This is a genomic window from Trichormus variabilis 0441, assembly GCF_009856605.1.
In the GTDB taxonomy this organism is placed as follows: domain Bacteria; phylum Cyanobacteriota; class Cyanobacteriia; order Cyanobacteriales; family Nostocaceae; genus Trichormus; species Trichormus variabilis.
Genome location: NZ_CP047242.1, coordinates 3,922,616 through 3,940,277, shown reverse-complemented (window position 1 = coordinate 3,940,277; position 17,662 = coordinate 3,922,616). Strand labels below are relative to the sequence as shown.

Annotated in this window: 12 protein-coding genes and 1 pseudogene; 5 read left to right on the top strand and 8 right to left on the bottom strand. The window is 38.6% G+C overall.

Features of this window, described 5'->3' with window-relative positions; translation table 11 throughout:
* Positions 1-47: 47 nt before the first annotated feature.
* The 7 genes from GSQ19_RS16070 to GSQ19_RS16040 all read right to left on the bottom strand — a co-directional run bounded on the left by GSQ19_RS16070 (position 48) and on the right by GSQ19_RS16040 (position 11,437).
* On the bottom strand, positions 48-1,076 hold the full coding sequence (locus GSQ19_RS16070; RefSeq protein ID WP_011318939.1) for a sensor histidine kinase: 1,029 nt from the start codon (positions 1,074-1,076) through the stop codon (positions 48-50).
* A gap of 15 nt (positions 1,077-1,091) precedes the next feature.
* Positions 1,092-2,243, bottom strand: a complete 1,152-nt coding sequence (locus GSQ19_RS16065; RefSeq protein ID WP_011318938.1) for an FIST signal transduction protein — start codon at positions 2,241-2,243, stop codon at positions 1,092-1,094.
* Between the two features lie 245 nt (positions 2,244-2,488).
* A complete protein-coding gene (locus GSQ19_RS16060; protein ID WP_011318937.1) occupies positions 2,489-3,820 on the bottom strand; it encodes a hybrid sensor histidine kinase/response regulator in 1,332 nt (443 codons plus the stop codon).
* 481 nt (positions 3,821-4,301) lie between these two features.
* Positions 4,302-5,525 carry a hybrid sensor histidine kinase/response regulator gene (locus GSQ19_RS16055; RefSeq protein ID WP_011318936.1) on the bottom strand — a complete coding sequence of 408 codons (1,224 nt, stop codon included), beginning with the start codon at positions 5,523-5,525 and terminating at the stop codon, positions 4,302-4,304.
* 138 nt (positions 5,526-5,663) lie between these two features.
* Positions 5,664-8,477, bottom strand: coding sequence for a hybrid sensor histidine kinase/response regulator (locus tag GSQ19_RS16050; protein WP_011318935.1), 2,814 nt, complete (start codon positions 8,475-8,477; stop codon positions 5,664-5,666).
* Positions 8,478-8,899: 422 nt separating this feature from the next.
* A complete protein-coding gene (locus GSQ19_RS16045) occupies positions 8,900-10,696 on the bottom strand; it encodes a WD40 repeat domain-containing protein (RefSeq protein ID WP_104009911.1) in 1,797 nt (598 codons plus the stop codon).
* A 357-nt stretch (positions 10,697-11,053) separates the two neighbouring features.
* Positions 11,054-11,437, bottom strand: a complete 384-nt coding sequence (locus tag GSQ19_RS16040) for a hypothetical protein (protein ID WP_041456196.1) — start codon at positions 11,435-11,437, stop codon at positions 11,054-11,056.
* Positions 11,438-11,729: 292 nt separating this feature from the next.
* Between GSQ19_RS16040 and GSQ19_RS16035 the strand changes: the two genes are divergently transcribed.
* From GSQ19_RS16035 to GSQ19_RS16015, 5 genes and pseudogenes are all read left to right on the top strand, one after another.
* Positions 11,730-12,716, top strand: a complete 987-nt coding sequence (locus tag GSQ19_RS16035; protein ID WP_011318932.1) for an alpha/beta hydrolase family protein — start codon at positions 11,730-11,732, stop codon at positions 12,714-12,716.
* Positions 12,717-12,741: 25 nt separating this feature from the next.
* On the top strand, positions 12,742-13,419 hold the full coding sequence (locus GSQ19_RS16030; protein ID WP_011318931.1) for an SDR family oxidoreductase: 678 nt from the start codon (positions 12,742-12,744) through the stop codon (positions 13,417-13,419).
* 228 nt (positions 13,420-13,647) lie between these two features.
* A complete protein-coding gene (gene grxC, locus GSQ19_RS16025; protein ID WP_011318930.1) occupies positions 13,648-13,959 on the top strand; it encodes a glutaredoxin 3 in 312 nt (103 codons plus the stop codon).
* 89 nt (positions 13,960-14,048) lie between these two features.
* Positions 14,049-14,492, top strand: coding sequence for a tRNA adenosine(34) deaminase TadA (gene tadA, locus GSQ19_RS16020; RefSeq protein ID WP_011318929.1), 444 nt, complete (start codon positions 14,049-14,051; stop codon positions 14,490-14,492).
* A 113-nt stretch (positions 14,493-14,605) separates the two neighbouring features.
* Positions 14,606-15,370, top strand: a pseudogene (locus GSQ19_RS16015) (lysophospholipid acyltransferase family protein); the annotation flags it as partial.
* 165 nt (positions 15,371-15,535) lie between these two features.
* Here the strand turns inward: GSQ19_RS16015 and GSQ19_RS16010 are convergent.
* Positions 15,536-17,647, bottom strand: a complete 2,112-nt coding sequence (locus GSQ19_RS16010) for a S8 family serine peptidase (protein WP_011318927.1) — start codon at positions 17,645-17,647, stop codon at positions 15,536-15,538.
* Between the last annotated feature and the right edge of the window lie 15 nt (positions 17,648-17,662).

The following is a 17,662-nucleotide window of genomic DNA, read 5'->3' as shown; positions in this document are numbered from 1 at the left end:
CCATTTATCCCCGATTTTTCCCAAAAGTCGGGGATATTTTTTTTAAATCATTCGATAGGAAGGGTAATAATAAATTCCGAACCCTCTCCTGGAACTGAATTAACCTCCAGCCTTCCACCATGTTTTTGAACAATAATTTGTTGAGCGATCGCTAACCCTAATCCTGTACCTTTACCAACAGGTTTAGTAGTAAATGAATGTTCAAATATCTTTGATTTTAATTCATTTGATATCCCAAAACCATTATCTTGAACCTGAATTAAAATAGAATTGGCGAATAAACTAGTGATAATCGTAATTTGATTGTTTTTTTGCTCAATCTCCGCAAAACTTAACCCAAAATTAGACTCTTCCAACGCATCTATAGCATTAGCTAAAAGATTCATAAACACCTGATTCAATTGACCGGGAAAACATTCAATTAAAGGAATATCCGCATACTTTTTAACTACTTGAATTTGTGGACGGTCTTGAGTAGCCTTTAAACGATGCTGAAGAATATAAAGAGTACTGTCAATCCCTTCATGAATATTAAAAAGCAATTTATATTCTGCATCTGTTCGGGAAAAAGTCCGTAAACTATTACTAAGCTTGCTAATGCGATCAGTTCCTTCTTTCATTGAGGAAATAAGTTTAGGCAAATCCTCACGCACATATTCATAATCCATTGCTGTCATTTCTGCCTGGATTTCTGGGCATGGTTCGGGGTAATATTGCTGATACAAGTCAAGCAGACGGAATAACTCATGAATATACTCAAATGCTGGGTTCAAATTCCCCATGATAAATCCCACAGGATTATTAATTTCGTGAGCTACATCTGCAACCATACTACCTAAGGCAGACATTTTATCCTGCATTGTCTGAAGATTAAACAGGGTTTTCTCTAATTCATGCCTCCTGTCTTCTAATTGAATTTGTGATTGCTTTAATTCATTAATTACATTCTTAAGCAAAGTTTCCTTTTTGCTGTTAGTTTCCTCTAACCTAACTCTATCAACCTCTGAACGAATTAATTTTTTCTGAAGGATTCTATTAGCTTTTTCCAGCCTCTGGATTTCTTGTTCACAATTCATACAATCCTTAAATTATTAATGAGTTCCTAAAATTAAAGTGACAAAAGTTTCATTATGAAAATGTGTTTCACCTGTTGGTTTTATAGGGGAAATTTCTCCATTACAATAAAAACCACAAGATGGTAAATATTTATTAGAAATATTTTTAGTATTTAGATATTCTTGTTGAGCTTGTGTACCTAGTAATTGTCTTCGAGCTACACAAGAGAAAAACAGAACACCTGCTGGTTCCGTTCCTGGGTAATTCTTGAACGCTGTCATAAATGATGCTTGAGAAGCAGCTAAAATATCGCTTTTACCTGCTTCAGCCATGTTAATACTCGCTTGTTCAGGAATATCAGCAAAGAAAGTGACACTACCTAATTGTTCATCATAGGCGATCGGCGCTCTCAGATAAAAACTCGTTTTATCATGAGTAAACACGGCTAAAGGATATTCCATTGACGGCGGAAGCTGACCTAAATAATGTCGATAAAATTCTAAAGCTGGTTTACCGTCAATCTCATAGACGATATTTTTATCTACTTTGGTAACTTGGCTAGTTTTACCAATGGGGAGCCAACCACTAGCCACACCGTGGGAAAATAAAACTTGACCACAAAAGAGCAAAATTGGCACAGCATCACTCAAGACTTCTGTTTTAAAGAATTGGTGCGTGTTTTGATAAACTGACTGATCAGCTGCTAAACCACCGAAAATGGGAAACTTTTCTCCTAAAGCCAATTTTAAGCCATCTAAGATAGACACACCGCTAGTTGTAAGGCTTTCTGGATGGGTTAAACATAACTGAGGCTCGGTTGTGCTTTTGGCTTTGGCTTTTTGTACAGCTTCTTGAGTCGCCGTAATTGGATTGTGTGAAACCTGATATCCCACACCTGCAAAAATTTCAATTTCGTCGGAGCAGAATAGCATTAAAGTTATTGAGTCTTGCTGAAATTCTAACAGTGAAGAAATTTCCCCATCTGTAGTTCCACCAATCAACTCAATACCCGGAAAAGCCTGATTAATATTTTCCAGAATTAGGGAGTGATCAAAATCAATAGCTGCAAATAAAATTCCCGCTTGAGGATTATTTCCTTGAAGAGAATCTGTTGATTGCTGAATAATCTCTTTAACTGCTGATAGAGAATCTGGGTCGTTGCTGTGGGCTACTACTATTTTCATCATCGTTTTACTCTGTAAAACATTAATCCCTACAGCAATATAGTTCCCTAGTTTTATGAATAAATTTGCAAATCACACAAATTAGCGACAAATTTATACTAAATTACTCATGAATTTATGATAAGTTATATTGCAAATAAAGATTAATTTATCAATCATTGAAGAATCATAGAAAACATCCTGGCTTTAATTAAGTTCTAGCAAAATACATAATTAGCTAGAGAAATTAAGTTTGACAATTGATATAGTTATTCAATGGGGATGTTAATAATAAATTCTGAGCCTCTTCCTGGTTCTGAATTTACCTCAAGTTTACCACCATGTTTTTGAATGATAATTTGCCGAGCAATTGATAATCCTAAACCTGTACCTTTACCTACAGGTTTAGTAGTAAACAAATTATCAAAAATTCTCTCTTTAATTTGCTGTGGCATTCCTATGCCGTTATCTTTAATTTTAATTAAAGCATAACTTTCATCTTCACTCAGTATTGTCTGAATTATGATCTGCGGAGTCTCAGCCATCATTTCCTGATTAACAGTAATTTCACTATCTATTACTGAATAATAATTATTACTAAATGATTCTTCTAAGGCATCAATTGCATTAGCTAAAATATTCATGAACACCTGATTCAATTGCCCAGGAAAGCAGTTAACTTGAGGTATGACACCATAATCTCGTTTAATTTCAATGTCAGGGTGATTCTCAGATCCTTTCAATCGATGCTTGAGTATTAAAATAGTACTATCAATCCCTTCATGAATATCAAACTGAATTTTTTTTTCTGTGTCTGACCTGGAAAAAATACGTAGACTCCTGCTAATATCTCGGATGCGCTGAATGCCTTCTTTCATAGAGAAAATTAAATTGGGCAGGTCAGAACGCACATAGGCTAAATCCATTTCACTGATTTCGTTTTGAATTTCTTGTACAGGCTGGGGATAATAACTTTGATATAAATTAATCAGCTTATCCATATTTTCAAAATACGTCAAAGCGTGACCTAAATTGCCATAAATACAACTGACTGGGTTATTAATTTCATGAGCTAATCCTGCTACTAATTGTCCAAGCACAGACATTTTTTCCTGTTGTACAAGTTGGAGTTGATACTCTTGTAGGTCTTTCAATGCTTGATTCAATTCAGCCGTGCGTTCAATAACTCGTTTTTCTAAATTTTTATTCAAGCTTCTCAGTTGCAGATGGGCAGAAATACGAGCCAAAACTTCTGCTTTATGGAATGGCTTAGTAATGTAATCAACTGCGCCTAAACTTAAGGCTTCTACTTTACTATTTGTATCAGTAATTGCTGTCATGAAAATCACGGGAATATCGTGAGTTTCTGGCTGAATTTTCAAGTTTTTACAGGTTTCAAATCCGTCCATTACCGGCATCATTACATCCAACAGAATTAAATCTGGCACTCTACTTTGTATCTGTTCGAGCGCTTTTTTTCCATCAACTGCGGTGGCTACTTCAAAACCTGCGCCAATCAATGCTTCAGAGATAATTTCGAGATTGGTGAGGGTATCATCTACAACTAAAATAAAGCTAGTTTCGGTTGATGTATCAAGCATTTGATTTGAACTCGCGGATTTTATATTAATTCACTGGTGATGCGATAGGAGACTATTTATAAAGTAAACCTTGGGTGTGTTAATCGCTTAAATTATTCTTTTCCTGACCAATCATATCTACATATGTGCCTAGCAGAATACCACTTGCTACAACAGAGACAAGCTCCCCAACAGAAATGTTATTCTTGCTTTATAAATAACCTATGAGATTATGATTCCCAGAAATTGTAACAGAGCAACAGTTACAACCAATAATTTTTATAACATCAATATATAGTAGTCCAGGTTGATTTATGTTGGACTCATCTGCATGAGAGTTCATGACTAATTTAGTTAAAGAATCATAAAAATAAAATATAGGTACAAAAAATAAAGCTGTCATGACTCCTAAATACTTTTCTGCTGAAGCTGGAATTACTACTACCTGATTATTGTCTCTAAACAGATAGTAAGGGTATCATGACTATAAAAATAGCTAACATTAATATCTAATCACTTGTTGAATGGGAATAGTGATTAAAAATTGAGTACCTTTTCCCGGAGTAGATTGTACCTGTAGAGTACCCCCATGTTTTTCGACTATAATCTCATGGGCGATCGCCAATCCTAAACCTGTACCTTTACCTAAAGGCTTGGTAGTGAAAAATTGCTCAAATATACGCTGTTGCACTTCTAGAGGAATACCAACACCATTATCTGTAATTTCAATTAATACTGATTTTTGGTCATCCACGACTGTTGTCCGAATCCAAATTGTCAATGTATCAGTTGTTTCTCTATTAACTACTGACTCTTCTAAGGCATCAATGGCATTAGCCAGCAGATTCATGAATACTTGGTTAAGTTTTCCAGAATAGCACTCAACCAAAGGAATATCACCATATTCCTTGATAATATGAATAGTTGAATCTGTAGGCAAAATTTTGAGGCGGTGACTTAAAATAATGAGTGTGCTATCAATACCCTCATGTAAGTTAAATAGTTGAAATTCTGGGTCTTCTAATCGAGAGAATAACCGCAGCGATCGCACGATTTTCTCCACCCTTTCAGTCCCCATCTGCATCGAAGATAATAGATGTGGTAAATCTTGTTTAATAAACTCTAATTCAATACTTTTGGAGAATGCTTGAATTTCCGGACTTGGATTAACCGTATGATTTTCGTATAATTTTAATAAATTTAATAAGTCTCCAACATAATTTTGGGCGTGGGTTAAATTCCCATAAATGAAATTAACTGGATTATTAATTTCATGGGCAATTCCTGCCACTAACTGTCCCAAAGAAGACATTTTCTCCTCTTGTGCTAGCTTTAATTGAGTCCGCCGCAATTCTAAATGGACATTGATTCTCGCTAACACTTCTTCATATTCAATAGGTTTAGTAATATAGTCAACTGCACCAATTTGCAACCCTTTGACTTTATTTACCGTATCAGATAAAGCTGTCATAAAAATTACGGGAATGTCCTTGGTCTTGGGATTGGCTTTTAGGTGGCGGCAAGTTTCAAATCCATCCATACCAGGCATCATGACATCCAGTAAAATTAAATTTGGTAATGTTTCTTGTACTTTTGCTAACGCGCTTAGACCATTTTTAGCAACAGAAACTCGAAAACCAGCTTGATTGAGAATGTCAAACAAAACCTTGATGTTAGTCGGGATATCATCTACAATTAAGACTGAGTTATTTATGGGACTGCTCATCTAATTATCCTATGAAACATCGTAGTTTTAGATTCATCTTTATTTAATAACTTTCCTGAAAAAAATCCATTTTTAGTATCTTAAAATATAAATCTATATAATAGGTTTTTGACGTTATTAGTGAATAACTGATAAATATCAATATGATAGATGAGGTTGAATCATTGCAACAATTGCCTCATCTTCAAACTCTGCTATTAATTCTGAAACTTTAACAGCAAAACGCGTATATCTTTTATCTAATTGCTGAATTCTGATGATCTCTTCTTGAATACCAACTACATAACCAGCCTTAGCAGCTTGATATAAGTTAAACAATTCTGTAGGTGGGGGAAATATAATTTCTTCTGTAGTTGAAATTTTAGCTGAGGAATCATCATTAAGTGAGTAAATCCATTTCAAAGATAAATAAGTTTGTAACATATTAAATAATTCTTCAACCTTTACAGGTTTTGCTAAAAAATCATCATAACCGGCTTCTTGACTTTGCTGACGAGTATATTCAGATACACTAGCCGACGAAGCAATAATCACCAAATTTGCAAATTCTACTTGCGACCGCATCTTTTTTGTCGCCTGCAAGTTATTTATTTCCGGCATAGCGATATCAGCAATAATTAAATCGGGATGTTCAGTTTTTATCTTATCTAAACTCTCTTGTAGATTACTAACCTCAATCAACTTAAACCCTAAGGATGACAATAAATTGGCGAAAATAGAACGATTTTCCCAACTACTATCAATAATTAAGATACTTCTTGTCTTCCCTTCATAGCCAATAATATTTTTTTGACCTTCAACTGATAAAGAGAATTTCCCAGTATCAACTATAGGTAAATCTAAATCAAACCAAAACTTAGTTCCTTTACCATATACACTCTCAACTTTAAGATCACTACCCATCAATTCTAGAATTTGACTACTAATTGCTAGTCCTAAACCTGTTCCCTCTGATTTATGCAAATTATCTCCTACTTGCTCAAAGGGCAAAAATATTTTTTTTAGTTGTTCATCAGTCATCCCAATGCCTGTATCTTCAATGTGGAATCTCAGTTGATGAACTGGCAGTAACTGATTTGTATTGGTAATTAATTTTGTTCCAGTACAGGCAACTACTTCTACATCAAAAGTGACTGTACCATGATCTGTAAACTTAATAGCGTTACTCAGAATATTAATTAAAACCTGGCGTATCCGTTTTTCATCAGCGAAAATATTAGCAGGAATACGATTATTTAAATGATATTTAAAAATAAGTTCTTTTTGATCTGCTTTAATTCGGCACATCTCACAAGCACCGAGTAATAATTTTCTTAAATCAAATTCTTTAGGATATAATTCTAGTTTTTTAGCTTCAATTTTGGCAATATCTAAAATATCATTAATTAAAGTCAGTAAATGAGAACCACACTCATAAATAGTGTTCAAACCTTGCATTTGCTCATCACTAGTATTGGAATCCATCTGCAAAATTTGTGCATAGCCGAGAATACCATTGAGTGGGGTGCGTAATTCATGGCTCATGTTAGCCAAAAATTCACTTTTGGCACGGTTAGCAGCATCAGCCGTTTCTTTAGCTGCTGTGATTTCCGCCGTTCGTTCCGCAACTCTGTTTTCTAATTCTTGATTGGTTTTTTCTAATTCTGCGAAACTATCACGTAGTTGTCCTGCCATTTGATTAAAAGATGTGGCAAGCATACTCAATTCTTTTAAGCCAGAAATCGTCACTTCTTGGTCAAGGTTGCCAGAGGCGATCGCACTACTAGCTTGAGTTAACTGCACAACAGGACGGGCAATCCAACGGGAAGTATACACACCCATTGCCGTCGCTATAATTAGCGCCCCCAAACAAAGTAAAACAGTTGTGCGATTGTTGGTATTAATTTGTGCCATAAAGTCGCTCTCAGGAACAACAACAATCACTAACCAATCCAAGCCTAATTTATCTTTCCAAGGTCTTACTTGCACAAAATGTCTTTCATGTCGTAGTTGCAATACAGTTTCTTGATAACTCTTAACATTTTTTAATTGACCGAATTTTTGTTGCAGATAATCCGTTGTTTCTCGAAGTAAATAATTTTGACTCTGATGTGCCGATAGCCTTTGTGCTTTGCCGCTAATTACTTTGTATGGTGCTTCACTAGTGGAAGAAGCAACTATCATTCCAGAACGTTCTAGAATAAATATTTGTCCTGTTTGTCCGACTTTCAAATTGGCTAAAAAGCTGTTAATTTGCGATAGTATTAAATCAACACTAATCACACCAACAAATTTATTATTACTGTCATTGATGGGATAACTTGCAGATATAGATAAAACTTCTGGTTTATCTTCCCATGAATAAATCTGACTCCAGATAGGTTTCCCTACCTTAACTGCATCTGCATACCAAGCTTCCACATGGGGATTGTAATCTTTGACCGCTATTAATTGCTGGCGATCGCCTTGATTATTAGTATTGTAAACATACAGCTTGCCAATCCCCTTTTCTTGGGAAACTTCATTAATTAATAGGCTACCTTTATCTAAACGTTCAACTCCGATAAATTCTCTTTGGGGGTTAGCAAAACTAATATAACCAACATTAAATACCTGCATTTGCTGCCAGAAATAACGTCCTGTAGTCTGAAAGTTTTCTAGATTCAGCATTCCTAAATTCGTAGCATCCACATTGATTTGATTGATCTGGCGAGGAACTGCTAAGTAAGTATCAAGATGTTGATCAACTAGCCCATTCACTTTTACAATTAACTGGTCAGCGAGTTCATTTACTGCCTTCTGTCCATTTTTAAAAGAGAGATAACCTACAAGACTTACTGCTGTGAAAATTTGCAGCACAAAAGGAACAACCAAAATCAAGCGCAAAGGTAGCTTTTGAGCAGTTTGAACACTAGAACGAATCATAGTTTTAATTTGGCGCTGCAAAGAAGGCTTTGTGTTACTCACTGGCATTATTTTGCCCATTCCTCCAGATGCAATATCAAAATGCTATTTATCCTTAAATTTGCCAATTACCTCTTTAAAGCCATTATCCGCAGTGGGATGTAATATTATCGCACCCGAAATATTTAGGTGATAACTTGTCTTACTCTCAAGTGTATGCACTGATTTGTTCTAAAATATCACAATAATAACTTGATATTGACAGCTTTTGATTACGGGAGTGCCTATCAGTTGTTTTTGCATCTGCTGGCTGAATACCCCGCGCCTCCATGAAAGATTTTTACATATCAAAAGCCACTAGCAAAAATATTATTTCCAAGATATGCCAAAAAACAACGCTAATTTGATTAGCGCTGTTGAGTGGGGTTAGAAACATAAAAAATACAGAAAAAGAGACAAATAACTATTGACTGTTAACCAATGATTCCTCATTAACTCCTTTGCCAAAGTTTAATCGTCTTATCCAAACTGCCACTGACTAACATCTCACCGGATGTTGTAAAAGTTAGCGCTGTGACGATATCAGTGTGACCTGTAAACGTAGCTAATAACTCGCCTGTTTCCAGATGCCACAACTTGATGGTTTGATCAGAGCTACCACTAGCGATAATTTGTTCATCAGGACTTAAGGCGATCGCATACACTTTATCTGTATGACCTTTGAGGGTGCGAATTAATCTCCCTGTAGCCAAGTGCCAAATTTTAATCGTCTGATCCCAACTGCCACTAATCAGTAGTTGACCATCTTTACTCATCGCTAAAGAACGCACGATATGACCATGACCCATCAGGGTATGTAACGGTTGTGCATCCTTGAGATTTTTACCGAACCAGGAACCAGAAGTTTGCCAAACTTTGATTTTGCGATAGCTCCCTGTAACTAAAGTTTGTCCATCTCTGCTCAAAACTAGAGAATGAGCAGCCGTATCATCTAAAGACAAAATAGCTTTGACCTGACGGTGCATCAAATCCCAAAACAAGATTCTTCTGTCGTCGCCACCAGTCGCTAGCATCTGCCCATCGGGAGTAAAAGCCGCACACCTCACAATCCCATTGTGTTTGTGCAGAATATCAATTAAATCTAGTGCGCCTGTATGCCAAATCTTAATAGTGGAGTCTGCACCACCACTCACCAACATTTGCCCATCAGCACTAAAAGCCAGAGAATTTACTTCATCTACTAACCCAGAGACAATCCAAGGATATTCCGACAAAGTATCGATTAATTCACCCTGGCTTAAATCCCAGAGTTTTGTCTCTCCCCGACTCCCACTAGCTAACATTGGCAAACCATTTTCACAACCAGAACTAAAAGACAAGCAATTAATTCCTCTAGTGTGTCCTCTTAATGTCTGCCAACATTCCCAATCACCGATAATTTCTTTGCGGGGATGTTCTGAGGGTACAGTTTGAATAGTTTCTGGTATCGTTCTCTCAATCACTACCGGCAGAAAATCTAGTTTCGCCTCTTTTTTTGCAGTTAGTGATTCTAAATACCAGCTTAATCCACCTGCATATAACAAATGACTGGGGGTGAAATATAGCTTTGGTTCAGTTAAGGCGATGTGACTAGTGGGTAAAAAGCCGGCTACGACAGCTTGCTTTTCATAACCAAGTTTACCTGTGGATGGATAAAATAAACACAGAAAAATTAATACTTGGTGATTTTTCAAATCTTCTTGAGTAACTGACCACTTAATTTTATCTTTCTTAATACCATTAAAACTTTCTCCATCCGCTACATAAACTTGCACGCTGATTTTGGGGTTATCTGCCAACAAATAAGTAAATTTGCTTTCACCGCGCAAATTGCCTTCATCATCAAGTACCATGTTTTTCACAGTATCCTGGGGCAATTTTTTCAGTAACTTACCCAGACGTTCCACAATAATGCGATCGACAATTTGTTCTCGCAAGAAATAATCTTCTGCTTGCTGCTGGAAGTGGATAGGAAAAGGAATCGTCCAGTCGGGCGGTTCTGGATATTCGGGCGGGATGGGAGGCGGATTTTTAGCAAGGATTTCAGCTTGTCGGCGAGAAACTTCCTGAATTTTGGCAAATGGCTCCCCCCAAAATGCCATAATTTCGCTGTGGCAACCTTTAACTTGACTTTCCAACAAAGACAGATCGTAAGTCTTCGGTTTTTTCACACGGAGAAGGAAGTCAGCTTGTTGAGCTTTGAGTAAGCTAATCCAATCCATCTGCATTCCTGTGGCACAATTTTGCATACTTAAGGTAAGTTATACCAATGCAATTAATCAAGTTTATAACTTCTAGTTAATTAAAAATTCCGTAATCCTCGCAGTCTAATAGAACACAATCGTAGGCAAAATTCGCAGAGAGTATCCTTATTAATAGGATTTTTAGCCTTGATTGCTTGATATGACTGAGATAGGAATAATTTCCATGAAGTCCATCAATTCTAACTAACCTTAACCAAAAGATACTGTTGTCCTAGAACAGTTCTATTTCTAAAGAAGAGTATGATTTAACTAGGTTTTGAGATCAGGACAACTAAGCAGAAATTGTTTCAGGTTAATTAAACTTCATCGCAGATCAAGGCTAAATCAGATGTATTGTTGATTTTAAGCTTTGTTTTCTGGTGTAGTAACTTCAGTCATAACACCAGAAGGATTATCAGCATCTAAACGTTGGATTTTTGTGTGTAAATCAGAGTCATCACTGCTAACGATAGTTTCTAGATTGGCAATTCTTTGTTCCAATAGTTCTACCCTTTGATTAGAGAAGTAGTGAGGTTTTGATTTCCTCTCATCAGCACGCCATATAGCAAAAGTCCCAGCTGTTGCACCTCCTAGAGCAGCCAAAGGAATGATAGCACCACTCCGAGTTACGGCCGACAGAGGTATACAAAGCGCAAGCATACCAACCGTAAACCCCCAAATCTTTGTAGTAGCGGCTACTTTAATATCTTGAGACGCATCAATATATTTTGGCGATCGCTTAACCATAACTCACCTACGATGAATTACCTATTAGAGTGGCATAATTACTGAAAAAAATCTCTCCCACAATCGGGCTAAGTATAATTACTCTAGGTATTAAAATTTAGGGGTCAGAGACTAGTATTGTTTACTAAGTGATCCTCAAAACAGACTACCTTCTGAAGTTAGAGTGGCAAATCTTGGTTTTAACAACATACCTTTTGCCGATTTATTAGCACAAAGACTAACTGCATACTGAATTCGTAATCAATCCTATCAATAACTCCAGTTTTGCTTAGGTAAATACGAATCATAAATTATGCAGACTGTGCAAGCTTTATTGACCGCAGCTAAAGTTGATAGCGCTGAATCTCCTTACGATACTATCCACATCAAAGTTCTCTATCCTGCAAAAAATACAGATAGTAATTTAGAAAAAAATTGGGGAATGTTACCCGTTGATGCCGCACAAGCTCCTTTCCCAGTGGTGATTTTCTTCAACGGCTTTAACTGCGATGCCCAAAAATATCAATGGTTGGGTATAGAATTAGCCCAAACCGGACTAGTTGTGGTGATGTTTAACTGGGTTGGGGAAAGTCTTCCAGGACTGGTTAGCTTTACACCTGGGTTTGAGATAGAAAAGCGAAAACGAGAATTTTATGGTACTGTTCCTACTGCTTCAGCTTTGCCAGTAATACTAACCAAACTAGCGCAATTACAGAGTGCAGGTATTTTATCTGGAACACTTGACCTAGAGAAAATCATCTTGGGTGGACACTCCGAAGGCGGTAGAGTGGCAATGGAAAATGCCAACCCCAACTTTTTCCCTCAAGTCGTAGCATCATTTGCCTACGGCTCACATACCGCCGGTGCAGTTATGTTGGGATATAAACCTAATACTATCTTGCCGTTACCAGATACCCTGCCCCGACTGGTAATCGGTGGAACCCATGATGGAGTGATTGCCAACAGTAGCGCTCACTTTGGGTTAAATACAAAAGACGCTACCACCCCAGTCATTCGTACCTTCCAAGAAGCAATTATGGGAGGACGCGAGAACAGCTATTTACTACTTTTGCGAGGAGCAAATCATTTTTCCATCGTCGATATAGTTGACTCAACTTTAGCCCTACCCTTTAAAGACATTCCTGCCACTCAACCCCAAGAACATTTTCGTTTATTGCTAGCCACAATCATCCATTTATTTATTGATGCTCATGTGCGACACCAACCAGAAGCCTTCCAAAAGCTTGAGCAATTACTAATTGTCACTAATCCTTTGATACAATCCTTTGAGCGTAAGTGATTAGTTTTAATTTATTACAAATCATATGACAAACTCATCCCATATTTTTTTAGTTGGTGCTAGTCGCGGCGTTGGGAGAGAAATTGCCAACTACTTAACTAGCCAAAATCTCAAAGTTACAGCACTTTTGAGAAGTGAAGCATCTCGTCCTGAACTAGAGGCAATAGGTGTTCAAGTTGTTTTGGGCGATGCTTTAAATGCCAGCGATGTAGAACGGGCAACTTTAACCGATGAGCCTATTCATACTGTTATTAGCACCCTCGGTGGTCTACCCACAGACGCAGCAAAACCAGATTACCCCGGAAACAAGAATCTCATTGATGCAGCACTCAAAGCCGGAGCGCAAAAATTTATCCTTGTGACTTCTATTGGTACAGGAAATAGTGTAGAAGCTCTTTCTCCCCAAGTGCTGGCAGTATTGGGGCCAGTTTTAGTAGAGAAAGATAAAGCCGAACAACATTTAATTGCTAGTGGACTAACTTATACAATCATCCGTCCTGGAGGACTAAAATCAGAGCCATCCACAGGAAACGGCATATTAACTGAAGATACTAGAATTATAGGTAGCATCCATCGCGCTGATGTGGCACGTTTAGTTATAGAGTGTTTAAATTCTGAGCGTGCTAATAATAAAATATTGTCAGCCGTAGACAAGAATATGTTATTTACCAAAACAGATTTTATAGAGTTTAGTTTGGATTAACAAAAACGATATATTTGACTTTAAGGATTGGTAATGGATGATGGGGAATAGGTAATAATTTATTACCTATTCCCGATTACAAAATCCAGAAAGAAAACACCAAAAAATAAATTATCCGAAATTGATGGTTTGGTGGAGTGCGTCAGTATGAATATTTCTGAGTATAGTTAAGTTATATCGCAAGTAGCGCACCCTACATTTTGGACACAAATCTATAAAATAAAAGCTATGTTGAACTTATTTAATCAATTTTTCGGACGTTCTCCAGAAAAAATTAAAGCCAACGTAGAGATATATACTTGGCAAACCTGCCCCTACTGCATTCGTGCCAAATTGTTACTGTGGTGGAAAGGCGTACAATTTACAGAATATAAAATCGATGGCGACGAAGCAGCCAGAGCTAATATGGCAGAACGCGCCAACGGTCGTCGCACAGTACCACAAATTTTCATCAATAACCAACACATCGGTGGTTGTGACGATCTTTATGAGCTAGATACAAAAGGTCAACTTGATCCTCTACTAGTACAGCCAGCGTAATTAAGTCATGGGAATACAATTATTTAATTTGGAATTTTGAATTGCCCACAGGAGTTGACTACCCCGAATATCTCATATACCGTCAATGGATGAGTCACGCCCTAGAACTAGCGAAGGTGGCGGGAGACGCAGGTGAAATCCCGGTTGGCGCGGTAATTACTGATGCTAGCGGTAATTTGATAGCGGAAGGAGAAAATCGCAAGGAGCGAGACCAAGACCCAACAGCTCATGCGGAAATTGTGGCATTGAGGGCGGCTACTAGAATTTTACAAACTTGGCGACTCCATGAATGCACATTGTACGTCACTCTAGAACCTTGCCCAATGTGCGCCGGCGCTATCATCCAGGCACGGCTAGGAAAGCTGGTCTATGGGGTGGACGATACCAAAACTGGCGCGATTCGGACTGTTTTAAATATCCCTGATAGTGCGGCTTCTAATCACCGCTTACAAGTTATCGGAGGTATTCTAGAATCAGCCTGTCGCCAGCATTTGCAAAACTGGTTTATAAATCGGCGGTTGCAAAACAAGTAACGGACAGACGTAAAACTGTCCAGCTGCTATGACACAAGTCACGGAAGAAAATCTACGGTGGAACTACGTTAATATCACACCCTACTTTTACCGGACAATTCGCAGCTACCAACATGATCGAATTTTTCTCTGTGTCTGATACTCGCCAAACACAACCAACAAATACGCTCTTTCCTCCTCAGGTAGCTGTGACTACTTCAAAGGTTTCTCCTTGGTTGAGTCCTGTATTGTATTTTGTTGGTAATTATCTCTTACTACCGTCATTTTTTGGGCGCATTTCCATTACTGGACAAGAAAATATTCCCAACACTGGCCCTGTGATTTTGGCTCCAACTCATCGAGCTAGGTGGGATTCCTTGCTCCTACCTTACGCAACCGGGCGTTACGTTACCGGTCGAGATTTAAAATTTATGGTGACTAAGACTGAATGTCGGGGGTTGCAAGGTTGGTTTGTGCGGCGTATGGGTGGTTTTCCTATAGATACTCAACACCCTGCCATTTCTACTCTGCGCCACGCGGTGGAATTACTCCAACAAGGACAAATGTTAGTCATTTATCCAGAGGGCAATATCTTTCGGGATGGTAAACTACATCCACTCAAGTCAGGAATTTCCCGTCTAGCTTTAAGCGCGGAATCTAGTCACCCAGGTTTGGGGGTAAAAATATTGCCCGTTAGCATTAATTACAGTCAGCCTTATCCTTGTTGGGGTACAGATGTGAGCATTCACATTGGTACGGCAATTAATGTCCAGGATTACACCAATGGTAAAGTAAAGCAAAACGCGAAACGCCTCACGGAAGATTTAGCTAGGGATTTACAAAGCTTAAGTAATCCAGAACTAGCCTTTAGTCATCATGATGTCGCAGAAGTTAGCAATCCTCCCAAGGGAAAGGGCGATGAGGGAGCAGAAGCGGTGGAGGAGCAATGCGGTCTTGGGCTTTGCCCAAGTGGAGCAATTGCGGAAGAGCAGGCTTCCATTGTGAGCGTGAGCCGAACAGGAGCAACAAGCAGGAGAAGAGAACTATTGACTGTTGACTATTAACTAAATTCCTAATGTTAATTCCCAACTGTTGAGTCTGCCGATATCTTGGGGCGAGTAGTCAATTATCCATAACTGCCAATTGCCTGTGGCTGATTGTGAGAGCAACTGTTTCAGGGTAGGATGCGATCGCACTCCATAAGTTATTTGTAAATCTGTGCGATTTCCTAAAGTCCGATTTTGCAATAGCACTTGCTGGTTATTGGGGGCGATTAAATAAATTTCTATATCGCCTAAAAAATCGTGAGTTAAATTAACGGCGACTTGAATATCTTTAACGCTGCTACCATCGGCAACGGAGATTGTACTTTTAATGCCTTGGATATTATTATCAGGAATCTCTAATCGGTTAGAATTACTAATTTTTACTTGTTTACTAGCATCTGATAATGTGGTTCGTTGTTGTAATGCCACTTGTACTGCCCTAGCAGCATTGACCTTACCATAACCGAACCACTGAGAGTAACCATTTTTATCATATTTGCCTTCACTCAACCCCAGTTGGGGGTCGGGGTCAGGGTCTACAATTTTATCTGCTGTTGTTTCTAAAATTCGTTTGACTTGTTGGGCTGTCAAGTCAGGATTAACTGATAAAACGAGGGCTGCTACCCCAGCAACTACAGGGGTGGCGCTGGAAGTACCGCCAAAGTTACTAGTGAAGTTACCAGGGTCATAACCTGCGGCTCCTACAATATCAGCCGTGAGCATTCCTAACCCACTCAAGTTAGTTTTGATGCTTGGTTGTGTATACAAAAAACCCTTCTCTGGAAAAGACATTCCCGGTGAGGCATTGTTACTAGGCGCACATAGGGAAATATTCAGTCCCCAATTACTGTAGGCGGCCTTTTTACTCATACTAGTAGATGCAGCGATCGTCATCACATCAGGATGTACGCCAAAACCATTTAACCAATCTGTCACACCTTGTAGAACATTATCTGGCCAATCTTGTTCATAAATAGCGCCACTAACTGGACGGTTGGCGTTACCAGCAGCGAATAGGACTACGCAACCTTTACCGTTACGTCCACGGGTAGCTGCCCTAGTAACAGCAGCTTTTTGACGCAATGATAAGGGGAAATACACTGCCGAAGCTCCCCAACTGCAAGAAATTACACTGGCTCCTTTTTCTATAGCCCAGTTGAATATCTGCTCAATGGATTCGTCATCTAAAAAACCTGTGGTACGAATAGGCATTAATGCACAACCAGGAGCAACCCCGACAATTCCCGCACCGTTTTCTTCCGCTAAGGCAATACCAGCGCAAGCAGTACCATGACTCTTTTCTTTCCCCCCTGGTAAAGGTAAAAAGTCATTTTCTCTTAAATCTCTAGGAGCTACAATCTTACCGCTACCTTGAAAATCTGGGTGATTTAAATCAAAGGAGTCATCCACCACAGCCACCACAACAGAACGGACACCGCGTGTAATGTCCCAAGCCTGTTCTACAGCGATGTGGGAACTGGTAGCCAACTCATTACCACCGTTGTGGTTGAGATACCATTGCTGGGGATAAAGGTTGTCACTGGGTTTATAGTGGGTTTCCGCTTGTATTAATACATTCGGTTCAGCCGCCAAAACTTCGGGGATGCTTTGTAATTGATTAGCAATTTTGACGGGATTTTCTGTAGCTTGTTTGCTAACCAAAAATACAAACGCATTCGGTAAACCGGGAATTGGCTTGTCTTCAACTAGGTTGAATTGAGAGGCTATGAGGGTAATTTTGACAGCATCTAACTTAGGCGCAAATTGAATTGTAATTTGGTCGCTGAGATAAACAAATGTCCCAGGATTATCCTTAATGGTGTAAGCATGACTAGCAAAAGTGACATTTTGGTCAGCGCGGGCTTGAGCGATCGCCTCTTCTATTTGGTTGGGCGCAACCTGGTATAGTTCTAATTGAGCTTGGGTAATACTGCTATGCCAAATACCCCAACTAACCTGAGATAATTGTTGCACAGGAAAATCGGTGACAAAACGGATGGTGAAGCGGTCTAATGCCTTTTCCAGTATCAATTCTTCTCCACCCCGTTGCAAAACTAATCCCAATTTGCTTGCACCTGTGGTTGAAAAATCAGAAGGGTTATTGCGTTGATTACCGTAGGTATCGTTCATAGTGGCGATTATGGT